The sequence below is a fragment of the Mesorhizobium sp. M0659 genome (assembly GCF_040320605.1).
Classification (GTDB): Bacteria; Pseudomonadota; Alphaproteobacteria; order Rhizobiales; family Rhizobiaceae; genus Mesorhizobium.
Genome location: NZ_JAMYPY010000001.1, coordinates 214477 through 229710 on the forward strand (window position 1 = coordinate 214477; position 15234 = coordinate 229710).

Annotated in this window: 14 protein-coding genes; 5 read left to right on the forward strand and 9 right to left on the reverse strand. The window is 61.8% G+C overall.

Features of this window, described 5'->3' with window-relative positions; all coding sequences use genetic code 11:
* Positions 1-16 precede the first annotated feature (16 nt).
* The 8 genes from NKI31_RS01140 to NKI31_RS01175 all read right to left on the reverse strand — a co-directional run bounded on the left by NKI31_RS01140 (position 17) and on the right by NKI31_RS01175 (position 8747).
* A complete protein-coding gene (locus NKI31_RS01140) occupies positions 17-958 on the reverse strand; it encodes a sugar ABC transporter substrate-binding protein (RefSeq protein WP_352650092.1) in 942 nt (313 codons plus the stop codon).
* Between the two features lie 55 nt (positions 959-1013).
* Positions 1014-1928, reverse strand: a complete 915-nt coding sequence (locus NKI31_RS01145; protein WP_352650094.1) for a sugar phosphate isomerase/epimerase family protein — start codon at positions 1926-1928, stop codon at positions 1014-1016.
* A 26-nt stretch (positions 1929-1954) separates the two neighbouring features.
* Entirely contained in the window at positions 1955-3052 is a 1098-nt protein-coding gene (locus NKI31_RS01150) for a Gfo/Idh/MocA family protein (protein ID WP_352650096.1), read from the reverse strand.
* 35 nt (positions 3053-3087) lie between these two features.
* Positions 3088-4149 carry an ABC transporter ATP-binding protein gene (locus NKI31_RS01155; protein WP_352650098.1) on the reverse strand — a complete coding sequence of 354 codons (1062 nt, stop codon included), beginning with the start codon at positions 4147-4149 and terminating at the stop codon, positions 3088-3090.
* Between the two features lies 1 nt (position 4150).
* Positions 4151-5242 (reverse strand): ABC transporter ATP-binding protein, encoded by a 1092-nt coding sequence (locus NKI31_RS01160; RefSeq protein WP_352650100.1) that lies wholly within the window; start codon positions 5240-5242, stop codon positions 4151-4153.
* Positions 5239-6195 (reverse strand): carbohydrate ABC transporter permease, encoded by a 957-nt coding sequence (locus NKI31_RS01165; RefSeq protein WP_352650102.1) that lies wholly within the window; start codon positions 6193-6195, stop codon positions 5239-5241. The genes NKI31_RS01160 and NKI31_RS01165 overlap by 4 nt, the downstream gene beginning before the upstream one ends.
* Positions 6192-7052, reverse strand: a complete 861-nt coding sequence (locus NKI31_RS01170) for a carbohydrate ABC transporter permease (protein ID WP_023669474.1) — start codon at positions 7050-7052, stop codon at positions 6192-6194. Before NKI31_RS01170 ends, NKI31_RS01165 begins: the two co-directional genes overlap by 4 nt.
* A gap of 81 nt (positions 7053-7133) precedes the next feature.
* Positions 7134-8747: an extracellular solute-binding protein gene (locus tag NKI31_RS01175; RefSeq protein WP_352650104.1), complete on the reverse strand. Its 1614-nt coding sequence runs from the start codon at positions 8745-8747 to the stop codon at positions 7134-7136.
* A 355-nt stretch (positions 8748-9102) separates the two neighbouring features.
* Between NKI31_RS01175 and NKI31_RS01180 the strand changes: the two genes are divergently transcribed.
* The 3 genes from NKI31_RS01180 (at position 9103) to NKI31_RS01190 (ending at position 12736) form a co-directional block, all read left to right on the forward strand.
* Entirely contained in the window at positions 9103-10131 is a 1029-nt protein-coding gene (locus NKI31_RS01180; protein ID WP_023669472.1) for a LacI family DNA-binding transcriptional regulator, read from the forward strand.
* Positions 10132-10553: 422 nt separating this feature from the next.
* Positions 10554-11444 (forward strand): adenylate/guanylate cyclase domain-containing protein, encoded by an 891-nt coding sequence (locus tag NKI31_RS01185; protein WP_352650106.1) that lies wholly within the window; start codon positions 10554-10556, stop codon positions 11442-11444.
* 1031 nt (positions 11445-12475) lie between these two features.
* Complete coding sequence (locus tag NKI31_RS01190; protein WP_023689435.1) at positions 12476-12736, forward strand: hypothetical protein; 261 nt, start codon at positions 12476-12478, stop codon at positions 12734-12736.
* A gap of 276 nt (positions 12737-13012) precedes the next feature.
* On the opposite strand, the gene NKI31_RS01195 is transcribed toward NKI31_RS01190, so the two are convergent.
* A complete protein-coding gene (locus NKI31_RS01195; RefSeq protein ID WP_352650108.1) occupies positions 13013-13984 on the reverse strand; it encodes a DMT family transporter in 972 nt (323 codons plus the stop codon).
* Between the two features lie 137 nt (positions 13985-14121).
* On the opposite strand from NKI31_RS01195, the gene NKI31_RS01200 reads away from it, so the two are divergent.
* Both NKI31_RS01200 and NKI31_RS01205 read left to right on the forward strand, forming a co-directional pair.
* On the forward strand, positions 14122-14736 hold the full coding sequence (locus NKI31_RS01200; protein WP_352650110.1) for a CGNR zinc finger domain-containing protein: 615 nt from the start codon (positions 14122-14124) through the stop codon (positions 14734-14736).
* A 273-nt stretch (positions 14737-15009) separates the two neighbouring features.
* A complete protein-coding gene (locus NKI31_RS01205) occupies positions 15010-15213 on the forward strand; it encodes a CsbD family protein (RefSeq protein WP_023682266.1) in 204 nt (67 codons plus the stop codon).
* The last annotated feature ends 21 nt before the right edge of the window (positions 15214-15234 follow it).

The following is a 15234-nucleotide window of genomic DNA, read 5'->3' on the forward strand; positions in this document are numbered from 1 at the left end:
CGGGCGCTGATTGTCGTCACTTGTTGTAGAGTTTCAGGATCGGCTCGACGCTCGAGGCGTCGTAGAGGCTGAATGTGTGAATGTCGTAGCCGATCGGCTCGCCAGAGGCCGCAAGCCCGAGCAGCGCCACCGGCATGAAGCCCTGCGCCGACGGGTACTGCCAGGCCGCAGCATTGACTAAGCCGGACTTGACCGCCTCGGCCGTCTCCTTTGAGTTGCCCCAGCCGACGACCGGGACCTTGCCGGCCGACACACCGGCCCCGTCGAAGACGCGTTTGATGCTTGCTGCCACGGAATCGCCGAGTGCAATGATTGCCGGCGGATTGTTGGCGACCATGTAGTCGGTCATCTTGGCGATGATGCCGGCCGGGTCGGTGCCGCAATCGACCACGTCGTACTTGATGCCGAGCGGATCGAAGACGCTGGCGATGCCCTCGGTCTCGAGCTGCTGGTAGCTGGCGCCCGGCACTTCGACCGGCAGGAACACCTTGTCGCCCTGCTTCACCATCTTGTGGTCGACGAGATACTTGGCCCAGACGACGCCCGCTTCCCTGAGGTCGGCCCCGACATAGGCCTGCCGCCCGGTCGCCGGATCATCGGTGTTGAAGAACACGATCGGTATGCCGGCGGCCTTGGCGGCCTTCACCTCCTCCGTCCACAGGCCGGGCTGAGCCGAGGTGGTAGCGATGCCGTCCGGCTTGGCGGCGAGCGCCGAGTTGAAAGCCTCCTTCTGCGCCGCCATGTCGCCGCCGCTGAACGAGATCTTGCAGGTCACCTTGAGCTGGTCGCAGGCCTTGGTCGCGCCGGCATTCCAGTCGATCCAGAACGCGTCCGAAGGGCCACCATGCGACAGCAGATAGAAGGTCTTCTGGCCGTCCTGCGCGAATGCCGGCAGGCTCAAGGAGACCCCGGCCACCAGCGTTGCCGCGGCAGCCACTTTCAATGCGAATTTCAACATTCATTCCTCCCTTGGTTGGAGTTGCGCCGCCATGCGCCGGCGGCGCAACCGGCGCTCACAGGCCGTTGGCGCGGAACTTCCCGTCGAGGAATCTCTTCGCGCGCGGCACGTCGTCTTCCGAGAGATGCTCGATGATGACCGGGATGTTTGGGTGCTTTTCCGCCAGCCGCTGCAGATAGAGATCGTAATTCAGCGATCCCAGCCCGGGCGCCGGCAGCTCGATCTCGCCGACGCCGCGGAAGGTGTGGCTCTCCATCGCATCCTCGTCGCCGATGTCGGCATGCTTTTCCGACTTGTCGCTGCCCGAACGCTTGACGTCCTTGGCATGCGCGATCTTGATCTTGTCGGTCAGCGTATCGAACACCTGGTTCAGGATCTGGTCCATCCTGTCGATGTTGTGGGTTTCGAAATAGTTGGTCGGATCCATCAGCAGGCCGAGGCCGGGATGGTCGACGTGGACGAACATCTTCACCGTCTCCTCGACCGAGCCAACGACGTTGTTGACGTAGGTCTCGAGGAGGAAGACCGCGCCATGGTCATAGGCGGTCTGGGCAAGCTCGGCGATCACCTTGCGGCATTCCTCGAATCCTTCCTCGGTCTTGTTCTTCGGGTGATGCACCCAGTCGGATTCGGTGTTGTAGGTACCGGTCTCGGAGATCACGTAGGGCGAGCCGAAGCTGCGGGCGTTGCGGATGATCTCCTTGAGATAGCCGACGCGCTTGTCGCGCTCGGATTTGTCGGGATGGATGATGTTGGTGTAGCCCGACACGCAGCAGATCGGCAGGTTGTTGTCGCGGAAGACGTCGCGCACCTGCTTGGCCTTTTCCTCAGTGATCTGCCCGGCCGACAGATCGATATCCCTAAAATGCAGGTCGAGCTGCACCGTGTTGAAACCGAGCCCGCGGATCTTCTTTGCCGTCTCTTCGAGGCCGTACGGGAAATAGCCCGTGAAAATACCTGCCTGCATCATGATGTGAATTCCTCCCTGTAAGCGATTCAGTTGGCTGATTTTATCGAGATTTCGGAAAGCTTGACGGTGCGGCCCTCGTGGATCGAGCGATAGCCGGCCTCGACCAGTGCCATTGTCTTGACGTTGTCGGCGACGGAGAGCGCCGGCGGCGCGCCTGTCTTCACCGCATGCTGCAATTGCTCCATCACGCCGATGAAGGCATGCGGGAACCACATCGTGTCCCAGCTCGGGCTGACCCATTCGCCGCCGGTCGTCTCGGTCGAGGCATAGGTCAGCGTCGAGGCAGCGCCTTTCGGCCAGCCGATCGTGCCTTTGGCGACACCCTTGGTGCCGTCGACGCGCCAGTTGATGTGCTGGTCGTCCAGATAGCCCTCCTGGCGCGGTCCGGACCAGACATCCTCCAGCGACACGGCGAGCACGCCGGAGGGAAAGCGCAGCGTCGAGACGGTGATGCCGTCGCTATGCTCGAATGTCGTGCGCGGGTCCTTGCGTGTCAGCGTGGTGATTTCCGAGGGATCGCCGAACAGAAAGCGCAGCACGTCGAGATGATGCACGCTCATATTGGCGAGCGTCAGCCGGTCGTAGTCCTGAAGGAAAGTCTGCCAGTGCGGGATCGCATGCATGTCGATCTGCGCGAAGACGATGTCGCCCAGCGCGCCGCTGTCGATGATCTGCTTCAGAACGCGCATCGACTGGTCGTAGCGCATGTTCTGGTTGACCGAGAGGATCTTGCCGGACTTGGCTGCCTCGTCGCGCAGCTTCACGGCTTCATCGACCGACAGCGCCAGTGGCTTCTGCGCCAGGATCGCCTTGATGTGAGGCTGCTTCAGCGCATGGCGGATCAGCGCCGGCTGCTGGTCGGGCGGAAAGGCAAGGTCGACGATCTCGACCTCAGAATCCTCGATCAGCTGTTCCGGCGTGTCGTGCACGGTCGGGATGTCCCAACGCGTGGCGACCTTCTGCGCATTGGAACGGGTGCGCGAGGCGATCGCCACCACGTTGAACTCCGCTTCGCGATAGGCTGCCAGATGGCACTCGGCCATGATCATGCCAGCGCCGATGCAGCCGATACGGTATTCTTTCGTGCGGACCTTCACGTCCGGCTCGATGCCTTCGCTCGCCATGTCTTCCTCCCGAAATTCTGTTTTCGCAGCCGCGATCATCTCGCCAACGCGCCTCCGTCCTGCCCGAAATAATGCACCCGGGCCGGCTCGCAGGATATCGCTACCACCGCATCCGGCCTGATGTCGGGCTGGCCGCGCAGCAGCGCCTTCAGCCGCGCCTCTCCGGCGGCGAGCGTTACCACCGTGTAGCCGCCAAGCGGCTCGACCTCGAATACGCGCGCCGGGCGGCCAGCGCCCCCTTCGACCCAGGGCCGGACCTTGATGTCCTCCGGCCTGAGCCCGATTTCGATCGCGTCGGCCGGAGCAGCGCGATCGTCGATGCTGACCGTGCCTTCGGCGGCCTCGAGGCCATCTTCGCCGCGAACGGATTTGAGGATGTTCATCATCGGCGAACCAAGCAGTCGCGCCACATAGGTGTTCGCCGGGCGGTCGTAGATCTCGGACGGGGCGCCGATCTGTCGGATCCTGCCATTCTCCAGAATCGCGATGCGGTCGGCGATCGACATCGCCTCTTCCTGGTCATGGGTGACGTAGATCAGCGTCTTGCCGAGTTCGCGCTGGATGCGCTTGAGCTCGACGCGCGTTTCCTCGCGCAGCCGCGCATCGAGCGCAGAGATCGGGTCGTCCATCAGATAGGCGTTCGGGTCGCGCACCAGGGCGCGGGCTATCGCCACGCGTTGCCGCTCGCCACCGGAAAGCTGCGCCGGCGGCTTGTGAAGGATGTGGCCGATATGCAGCTTGGCGGCGACGTCGGCGACACGCGTTTCGATCTGGGCCTCGGCGACCTTGCGCTCGACCAGCGGGAAACGCACATTTTCGCGCGCGCTCATATGGGGGAACAGCGCCAGGTTCTGGAACACCATGGCGACATTGCGCTCGGCCGGCGAGACGGTGTTGACCGGTTTGCCGCCGATCAGGATCTCTCCGGCGTCAGGCGTCTCCAGCCCGAGCACGAGGCGCAGGATTGTCGATTTGCCCGCCAGCGGCGGCCCGAAGAAGCAGAAGAATTCGTTGTCATTGACGGTGAACGAGGCGTCGTCGACGGCGAGCGTCGTGCCGTAACGCTTGCTGACATTGCGAAAGACGATATCGGCCATGTCAACCTGCCTTCATCGCAATGCCGCTGCGGGCATCGAAGACACGCACGGACGATGCCACGGGGGCGACGACGGCAAGCTCGCCGATCGACAGTCCGACATTATTGTCGAACACCGCCTTCACGGCGGTCTCGCCATCGCCGAGATGGACGATGGTCCTCGCGCCGATCCGCTCGACGAAGCTCACCGGCATGGCGAGGCCCTGCCCGCTCTGCACCAGCGACACCTGTTCGGGCCGGAAGCCGTAAAGCACCTCAGAGCGCGATCCACGCAAGGTGGCGGCCAGCGCATCCGGCAGCGTCGGCGTGACCCCCAGCTGCCCGAGATCGACCACCAGGCCCCGGTCGCTCTCCGCCGGCCTTCCCTTCAGCAGGTTCATGCCCGGAGCGCCGATGAAGCGGGCGACGAAGACATTGGCTGGATTGTTGTAGACTTCCAGCGGCGTTCCCACCTGCTGCAGCACGCCGTGATCCATGACGGCAATGCGGTCGGCCATGGTCATGGCCTCGAGCTGGTCATGGGTGACGTAGACCATCGTCTGCCTGAACTGGCGCTGCAGCTGCTTGAGCTCGGTCCGCATTACCGCCCGGAAGGCGGCGTCGACATTGGACAGCGGCTCGTCGAGCAGGAAGATGGCCGGCTCCATGATCGCCGAGCGTCCGATTGCTACCCGCTGCAGGATGTTGACCGAGAGCCGGTCGGCCTTGCGGTCGAGCAGCGGCACCAACTGCAGCAGCTCGGCGGTGGCGCCGACGCGGCGGTCGATCTCAGCTTTCGCGGCACCACGCATCCGCGGCCCATAGGCAAGGTTCTGGCGCACCGTCATATGGGTGAAGATGGCATAGTTCTGGAAAACGAAGCCGACGTCGCGGCGGCCCATGGGCACGCCGGCCATGTCGCGCTCGCCGAACAGGATCTTGCCGCTGGTCGGCTCTTCCATGCCGGCGATCATGTTCATCGTCGTCGACTTGCCGCAGCCCGAAGGCCCGAGCAGCGCCATGAACTCGCCATCGGCGATGTCGAGGTCCATGGTCTTCAGCGCCGTGAACTCGCCAAAGGTCTTGACCAGGTTGCGCAGCTGGATCGCGCTCATGCCGGCACCAGCCTCGCCCGCGCCATGCGCTTCATGGCGAATACGGCAACGATCGAAAGCACGACCAGGATGGCCAGCGCGATCGCCGCCACATAGCCCCAGATCAGGTCCTGCGTCGTGACCTTGTAGATGTAGACGGAGATCGTCTCCGTGGCGACGCCGGGGCCGCCGCCGGTCATGATGTAGAGCGTGTCGAAGATCTTGAAGTTCTCGATGACGCGGATCGCCAGCGCGATGATGATGATCGTCTTCATCTTCGGCAGCACGATGGTGACGAAGCGCTGCCACGGATTGGCGCCGAGCAGGGTCGCCGCCTTGATCTGGTCCTGCGGCACGCCGACCAGGCCTGCAAGCAGGATCAGGAACATCAGCGGCGTCCACTGCCAGATATCGGCGATGATCACCGCGATCAGCGCCAGCGTGGGGTCCGACAGCCAGGCGATGGTGACGCGTGAACCGCTTAGTGCCGACAGGATGTCGTTCAGCGGCCCGCCCGACTGGAACAGCATGAAGAACATGTAGCCGGCCACCGCCGGAACCACCATCATCGGCATCAGCAGGATCGAATAGAAGATCCGCTTGCCCGGAAAATCGTCCGCGAACAGCGTCGCCAATGCCAGGCCAAGCAGGAATTCGACAGGCACGCACACGACCATGACGACGGCCGTGCGCCTCAGCGCGCTCCAGAAGCGCGCATCGGCGGCAAGGTCGGTGTAGTTGGCGAAGTTGTTCCACATCTCCCATGCGTTCCACCAGCCCAGGCCGGAGAGGGGCGACCAGTCGGTGACGCTGATGTAGAGCTGCATCAGCAGCGGGAAGACGGAGATGAAGAGCACCAGGATCTGCGCCGGCAGCGTCAGCCGGAATCCCAGCCGCGCGCCTTCGTCCCGCAGCGCGGGCTTGCCAAGCGCGGCCTTTGCGTCCTTTGAGACAGTCACGGTCACCGCGCTCATTGCTTGAGCGCGCCGAAGGTCAGTCCGCGCACCAGATGGCGCTGGATGGCAATGCCCATGATGACCGGCGGCACCGCGGCGATAAGACCGAGCGCGGCCTTGGCGCCATAGAGCTGCCCGGTCATCGAGGAGGACAGCGAGGCCATGTAGACGGGGATCGTCACCCATTCACGCGTCGTCAGCAGCAGCGCGATCAGATAGTCCGACCAGTTGAGGATGAAGACGAAGAGGGCGGCGCTGGCCAGCGGTGCGCGCATCATCGGCAGCGTGATGCGCGTGAAGACGCGCAGCCGCGAACAACCTTCGACAAGTGCCGCTTCCTCGATCTCGCGCGGCATGTCGTCGAAGAAGGTCTTCATGAGCCAGAAAGCGAACGGCAGGGTGACGATGCCGTAGATCAGGGCCAGGCCAAACCAGCTGTCGGTGAAGTTCAGGAAGGCCCACATGATCATGACCGGGATCATCACCGCCATTGGCGGAAACAGCCTGAGCTGGATCAGCGCCAGCGGCAGGTTCTGGCCGGAGCCGAAACGCGACAGCCCGTAGGCCGCAGCCGTGCCCGCCGACATTGCGATCGCCGTGCCGAACACCGAAGACAGCAGCGACGACAGGATCGGCTTCAGCGCGGTGCGGTCGAGCGCCACGATCAGATTGTTGTTGGACTCGCCGAAGACGAACTGGAAATTGCCGAGCGTCGGGTTCTTCGGCCACCATGTCAGGTCGGCGCCGGTCGCCGACCATTCGGCGATCGGCTTGAAGGCCATCGACACCATCCACAGGATCGGTACCAGCGTCACCGCCATCGCCGCGAAGATCGCGGCGTAGCGGAATATCTCGAAGGGGACGGAACGCTTCATCTGGCTGCTTTGCTGGTGGCGTTGACTGCGGCGGGGAGGAACAGATGCTCCTCCCCTCCAGCGCTGATCCAGGGAGACGGATCAGCTGATCGGGTCGAGAACCGTCGGCCAGGCCTCCTTGTTCGTCCTGATGGCTTCGAGCAATTTGTCCTCGCCGATGCGGCGGGCGATCTTCTTCCACTCCGCTTCCGTGTCGGCCATCGCCTGTTCCGCTGTCTTGGCCTTGGTCAGCGACGCCATCAGATTTTCGTCCAATGCGTTGTGGAAGGCGGTGGCGCCGGGATAGTTGATCGTCGGCACCGTGCGGGCGACGGTCTCGCGCACCACGTCGATGTGGTAGGCGTGGTAGGTCTGGCGCACCAGCGGATCGGAGAAATCCGAGAGCCGGAACGGATCGAGATAGCCGCCCGGATTGGCGCTCATCCAGGCATATATGCGGGCGGAGCCCAGCCACTGCAGCAAAAGGTAGGCGACCTCCTGGTTTTTCGACTGAGACGAGACCATGCCGGTCAGCGAGAACCACAGCACGGAACGGCTGATCAGCTTGCCGCCGACTTCGCGGCCGGGCGGCAGCATCGAGCCGATCTTGCCGGTGACGGCTGAATCCTTGTTGCCGGCATTGTCGAGGAATTTCGGCAGGTTCGAGAAGGCGCAGGTCATCGCCGCGCCGCCCTTGGCGAAATTTCCATACTGCTCCGGCCAGCCCCAGGAGATCGCGTCCGGCGAGTGATGAACGAGCGAGCCGACATATTCGTTGGTGGCGGCAATGCCGTGCTCGGAATTGATCAGCGGCTTGCCGTCGTCGCCGAACAGGAACTGGTTGGGCGATGCCATCGAGACATAGCGCTGATACCAGTTGGTGTAGCCCCAGCCCTGGTTGCGCAGGTCGGTGGAGCCGAACAGGCCCTTGTCGGGCCGCTGGAAGAAGCCCGCGATGTCACTGTGCTGCTTCCAGGTCTTCGGCGGCGCCAGATCGTAGCCGAATTTGTCCTTGAACGCCTTCTGCTCGGCGGCGTCGCCGAACAGGTCGGTGCGGTAGACCCAGGTCTGGAAGTCGCCGTCCAGCGACACGCCATAGTTGGACCCGCGATATCTGTTGAGCAGCGACACGCCTTTGGCGCCGTCGACATAGCCGGTCTTGGGATCGTCCCATTCGGGCTTGTACTGGGCGACGAAGTCGTCGAGCTTGGCGATGCCGCCGGTCTCGGCAAGGTCGCCGAGGCGGTTCCATTCCGTCGAGTAGATGTCATAGGCCCCACCCTTGGTGGAGATGTCCTGCATCGTCTTCGTGAATTCCTGGCCGTTCGGCAGGCCGACGATCTCAATCTGGATGCCGGTTTCCTTTTCCCACAGCTCCTTGATCGACGGCGCACCCGCCGGGAAAGGCTGTGTGAGTTGACCAATCGAGCCATCCGACAGGCCAAGCACGATCTTGGCCGGCGCCTTGCCTGCTCCCTTCAAGGCCTTGGCCGCCTCAACGGCACGGCCTTCCGGCGTGTCGGCGCCATATTGATAGCGCTCGGCGCCCTCGAAACCGGTGGGGCCGCCTACCATGCCTGGCGCCAGCGCGTCGGCCGCAACGGCACGGCCGGGACGGATGAATTGCGGTGCGATACCGGCCGCAGCCACGAACGCCGCCGCCTTTCCTCCGGACGCCAACAAGCCGCGTCGCGATATGCGGATCAAATCAGACATTGGAATTCCTCCCTCAGGCCCGATGTTTCCTCCACGAGCCCATTGAGGGATATTGACGGCAGCACCGGAAGGCTGTCAACATCATAAATATTCAAAATACATCGTAACACCGCAACTGTGGAGAAAAGACGTCATGCAAAGGTCGACACACCGGCTCAATGCCTCGATTTGATGGGAAATCTGCCTTTCTGGCACTCGACTATCACGCCGGGCGACGCGATTTAGCCCAACCTCCTTGCGCATCGGCTTAGGCTGGATACATCATTTCCCATCAGAATCGCTGATGGCTGGCAGCTGTGGCCGTCGGACGGGCTAGCGGCATTGTGCGATCTTATGCATTGAGGAGATGAAGACGGTGCGTTCCACCTTGACTGACATAGCCCGGGAAGCCGGCGTTTCCGCCGCCACCGTCGACCGCGTGCTGAACAACAGGCCCGGTGTGCGGGCGCGCACGCGTGAGATAGTGCTCGAAATGGCGCAGCGCCTCGGCTACATCGCGGAGGGCCCGAACGGAGCGCCGCCCAGGCCCTCACCTGGAGAGGTCATCCGTCTCGACTTCGCTCTGCCGGCCGGTACCAATTCCTTCATCAAGATGCTGCATCGACACATCGAGGCGCAGGCCCTAGCGCGCCCCGATCTCGACGTCCACATCGCCACCATAGAGGGCTTCAACCCCGACCGGCTCGCCCGCCTGCTGCAAGAATTGCGTGGACAGACACAAGGCGTCGGCGTGATCGCGCTCGATCATCCAACGGTGCGCGAGGCGATCCGCTCGCTGTCGGCCAATGACGTCAAGGTGGTGACCATCGCCTCCGACATCCTGCATGTTCCGAGAGTGGCCTATATCGGCATCGACAACCGCGCCGCGGGGCGGCTGGCCGGCTATCTGCTCAACCGCTTCATGGGATCGGAACGCCCAAGCAAGGTGGCGCTGTTCGCCGGCTCGCTGTCCTATCGCGGCCATGAGGAACGCGAGATGGGATTCCGGCACATCTTGACTGAGGAGTCGCCCAATCTCAAGATCGTCGAGATGCGCGAAATGCTGGATGACCGAGAGAAGGCTTATTCGGAAGCATCAGCGCTTCTGGACCGGCACCCCGATCTTGCCGCGATCTACAATGTCGGCGCCGGCAACACCGGCATCGCTCGGGCGCTCAAGGAGCGTGGACGCGCCAAAGACATTCTCTTTCTCGGCCACGAGGTGACAGACGGCACCAAGGAACTTTTGTTGGATGGGACGCTCGATGCGGTCATAGATCAAAATCCGCGCGTCGAGGCGCGGGAAGCGCTCAACATTTTAAGCCACTCTGTCAGGCACCTGAACTATGAACCGCATCAACCACGACTTCAGGTGATCTTCAAAGAGAATATACCTGAAATCTGATCAATGGATCCGTGATGTTATCGCAAAGCACAGCGTTGGCGTCGCCACCGGTCCCAAATACGAACGAGAGCCCGAATGATCTCGTCAAAGCCGCCGATCTGGCACTATTCCGCGCGAAGTCGGAGGGACGAGATCGGGTCGTGGTTGATGGTGTATGAGAAGGCCGTTGCCCAATCTTTGCACTCGGTCATCCTTTCCGAACCTAAAAGACCAAGTCCACTCATAGCACCGAGGTCGCGAACGATTGGGGCGAAGAGGGTTCTGGATGTCGCCCGGCACGAAGCCGACGAATGGCATACGCCCGTCCGTCCGCGACGATCACCTGAGGCATCGCCCCGGCCCCAGGCGCACGAGCAGATATGTCGCAGGCAACCTCGTGTGTTATACACGCACGCTGACTTTTTGGGTCGGACACGAGATCGATGGACCAGGAAACGCTTCTTGCCGCAGTCCTCTTAGCTGATGTCGTGGGCAGCACGCCACTCTATGAGCGGATCGGAGACGATGCCGCTCTACAGCAGGTCTCGGATTGCCTGGACACGATGCGCGAGATCGTCGCCAAGCACGGTGGTGATTTCATTTACTCGAAGGGCGATGACATACTCAGCCTCTTCGAGAGCCCGGAAATGGCGCTGAGGGCCGTCTGCCAAATCAGCCACCAACTGACTAAAGGTCCGTTAAGCGCCCGTATCGGATTGCATTTCGGGGCGGTCATTCGCGCGCGGGGCGCGATATTCGGTGACGTTGTCAATGTCACCGCAAGGTTGTCCACCACGGCGAACCCCGGAGAGGTGCTGATCAGCCAGAGCTTCTGCGAAGCCCTTTCCCCGAGAAGCCGCAAGGGCCTGCGGCTCCTCGACAAAATGGCCTTGAAGGGCAAGCAAGAGTTCTTCGATGTCTATACCCTGTGGAGCGACGATGGGGCCCCCGGTACGCAGATCACCAGCCATGGCGCCACTACAGATAGACGCTCGGTCCTGCCGCGGCAGATTCATCTGGTCATCCGCTACAGAGATCAGCTGCGATCCTGTCGAAACGGCGAATCCGTGACAATCGGCAGATCGGCGGAATGCGATATCATCGTCGAGCGGCCCTGGGTATCGAGGCGCCACGCCGCCTTCACCATTTTGAATGGCAGAGCTCGGCTTCTCGAACGAAGCTCTTCGGGCACATTCGTGTCCATGGGACTCGGCCATGAAGTATTCGTACGCCGTGAAGATATTATCCTCTTCGGCTCCGGCGTCATCTCGCCTGGAGTGAAGTTGGCACTCGACGAAGCCCAGCTTCTTCACTACGAAATTGTCTCGGATTGACCCGGCCCGGCTACTAGCTCGACCGGTTTCGAGCTGGTTCGCTGGCGCCCTCAATGTCGCGCCGTATTCTTTGACAGCCATTGGAATCGACCGTTCATAAATGTGCCAAGGCCAATCCAGGAACGTCTGCTCTCGAAGTTGGACTGCGAAGAGCTGACTTCCGTTTCCCTCGCGGAGTTCGACGGAGCCGCGGCCGGTGCATCTCCCTCGCAGGATGCGGAGTTCTACCTGCTCCTAGCCCACCTTCTGCAGGTGGATGGCTTCGGCAGCAAGCTGGCCCGCTCGATCGATGACGCGCTAGGTCTTGCCGCGAAAAGGCCGGTGCGTGGGAATTGTGCTGGACTGTCGGCCAGACAATGAGCTGGCGACGGGAGCGGCCGGCTGAAGCGGGATGCCCGGACCAATTCCCTGCCCTGTGTCGCCTTGATATCCCCAGGCGCTGAAGGTCAGCACAGGCTGTTGCAGCCCGGGGTCGATGAACGCTTCATCAGACCATTTGCGCCGCAATAGCTCCTCGACCACCTGCGAAGGCTCGCGATTGGGCTACCGTCACGAAATTGGCGCAGAAGCGCAGACCACTGACATATCGCGACGTCGAGATGGAGCTCGATACGACCGTGTTTGCAGCACCGGGGGGAGATTCCTCTTGGGCCGATCGAGTTCAAGTTGGTGCGCCACATGCTCGAGGATCCTGAAAGGTGATCAGCCGTGATGAATTCATCGCAGCTGGCTGGTCGCAGAAAGCCACTGTGAGCGCCCAGGTGGTCGACGTTCACACGAGCCAGTCGCGAAAGTTGTTGAAGCAGTCGTCGCAGAGTTGCCATTCGCACCGTGCGGCTTGCCGGCTATTCTCTCGAAGACACTGCGGGCTGACGATCTCGGCGATTGGGTTCAGAAAGGTCGCTGCGTGAGGCCGCAAGGGGACCGACCCAATGGGAAAGGTCTTGGCAGCTAGGGGACTTAACGCCACCGACATTGCAGCCGGGCGCTGCTCTAATCGAGAGAAAGTCTGGGCGTATAGAACAAGCGACATGAGCGTGTCGGATTGTTTGCATTCAAACGACCTTTGCGACGTTATCCGTGCCTTCGCCTTGCTGGTGCCGGAGGAAATCATGACGTCGCCCGACAATTCGGTCGAACTCGTTCGCGACAAGAAGTGGACGGTCCGCGTCACCGCCTACGGCAGCACCCTGACGTTTCCGTTCGAAGCAGAAAGCTATGCACGTTCTTATGCCGATGGTCAGGCATTCCGTCTCGGCGTTCAGGTGGCGGAACTGAAGCGATGCGGCTGACACTTTGTCGACGCGTTGGCGGATAGCCTGCATCGCCATCGGAACGAATAAGTCGCTGATTGCAGCCTCGCGATTTTTCCATCAAATCCCGCCTGCAATCTTGGCAGCAACTCGGCAAAATCCCTCGCCGACTAGTGTTGTCGTATGGGCTGGAGCTTTCCTCGCCGCCGGTGGTAGGCGGGATACGCTGCCGGGAGAGCCCTCTTTTCGCATAGACGAGAACCTTGTGCTTTTCCATCTCAAGGCTGATTGGCGGCTGGATGCGCGCGCCGTCTTTCATGTTCTGCCATCGGCCCGCGCGGAGCGTGGAATCAACGGCGGGGAAGCGGATGATGTTTCCTGTTTGCGCTCGCGTAGCGCAAGAAACGCTGCGAAGAGCATGATAGCCATGCCGATGATGTCGATCAGGCTAACCTCCTCGCCGTAGGTGATGATGCCAAGCACGACGGCAATCACGGGTGAGACGAAGGCAAATGCTCCGGCGCGCGAGGCGCCGATTTCGTGCAGGAGCTGGATAAAGAGTGTGTAGCCTATGAACGAACCAAACAGCACGAGGAACAGCCACCCGACCCAGGCCGGCCAGCCCCAATCGCCTTTTAGAGCCGCGGCCGCGCCTGGCTCCACAACGAGTGAGATGAGAATTAGGAATGCGCCCCCGAAAAGGGTGGTGAAGCCGGCGATGAAGTCCGATGAATATACCTCAAGAAGCGGCCGCGCGAGCACCGAACCCCATGCATAGATTACAGCTGCCGACGCCACCGCTGTCATCGCCAGCAGCCGGAGCCCCCTGCCCTGCTGGTCTGCGTGTGTCCAACTAGCATAGGCTTCGGGCCCGAACAGGACGCACAGACCGGCCGCACCGAGCAAAATCGCAAAGAGCCTGCGGCCGTCATAGCGTTCGTCCCCCAGAAGCAACGCAAACCCAAGCAGCGTGACGGGGGTCAGCGAAAGCTCAAGAACAGCCGCGGTGCCCGTATCGATGTAGAGCATGCCCCAAAAGAGTGGGCCATAGCAAAGCGGAATCATGAACAACGTAACAACGAAAAGGCGCGGCCAACTCCTTTTCGCCACCCGTGGTAGAGCAGCGCCCCTTAGGCGCGTCGCACTGAGGATCAGCAAGCCGGCTACTGTAAAACGCGTGCCTGCGAACATCAGAGGCGGCACGGTGGCGATCCCTGCCTTGATACCGATCCACGTGGTGCCCCAGATCACACATAAAACCAAAAATGTCGCTGTGTTGCGGTTCATCGGAAGCAGCCTTCGCTGGGCGTTGTTGGTTCGTCGTAACGGCCAAAAGACGTTTATTTCGTTACAACGGCCTCTTGCCAATACGGTTCCGCCAACCGATGTTTCCGGGGATGGATTGTGCGAAGACTATCGTCGACATGCGCATGGTTGGCGGTCACGCCTGCCTGGACTTCGTCAACACGGTCGACGCGCGACGCGATGTATGGGGGCCAGACCTCTTGCAGACCTATGCCGACCTGGTCGTCTGGGCTGGACGTGCCGATTTGATCGACGTCGATGAGGCGCGAGCACTGCTCGCGGAGGCTTCCGCCCGCCCGCTCCTTGCGGAGGCGGCATTGGAAAAGGCCAAGATTTTGCGCGAGGCCGTTTACGCGGCTCTCCAGGCCGAGGCGGCAGGCGCCCGGGTGCCGGACGATGCCTTGCAAATCGTGCGCGATGCAGTCGCCCTAGCCCTGCCGAAGCGCTCGCTTTTCCCGTCCGGCGACCGCCTCGCTTGGCAGTGGACCGACGCAGCCAGTCTGAACACGATCGGCCACCGCGTGGCCTTTGAGACAGCCGAGTTTTTGGTGTCCAGGAATGACCGCCGCCGCGTGCGCGAGTGCACCGGGCCGAACTGCGGTTGGCTTTTCATCGACACCTCGCGTGGCGGGCGCAGGCGGTGGTGCTCGGATGAGAGCTGCGGCACACGCAGCCGGGTAAGGCGCTTCAGGGCAAAAACCGCAGGGAACATGGCTCCCAACAGCAAGAATTAGTATCTGACGCCAGGCTTGGATGACCAACGCAGCATAGTTGGCTTCACGCTATCCCTGTCGCTGTTTGTCCAACGAAGCTGGTCTCGCGAGCGACTGTGGCCAAGACTGTGGAGAACACAGCCGGCGCGGCAAGCCATCATCGCGTTCCAGAGCGGGTTGCTTCGGGGCCGCCTACCTCGCCACGCTTCGATCGGTCGATCTGCTCAAACTTGACGGGAACTCCGGTAGCGTTACGGCGTTTTTCTCAGTCCGAAACAAACAAGGATAGGTGCCATGGACTGGAACCGTGTCGAAGGCAATTGGAAGCAGGTAAAGGGCAAGGTCAAGGAACAGTGGGGCAAACTCACAGACGATGATCTGGACCGTATTGCCGGTAACCGCGATCAGTTGGAAGGCAAGATTCAGGAGCGCTACGGCATTGAGAAGGACCGCGCTCAGCGCGACATCGATGACTGGTATGGCCGGCAAGGCTGGTAGGTCGCCGGTTCCAAACTGAAC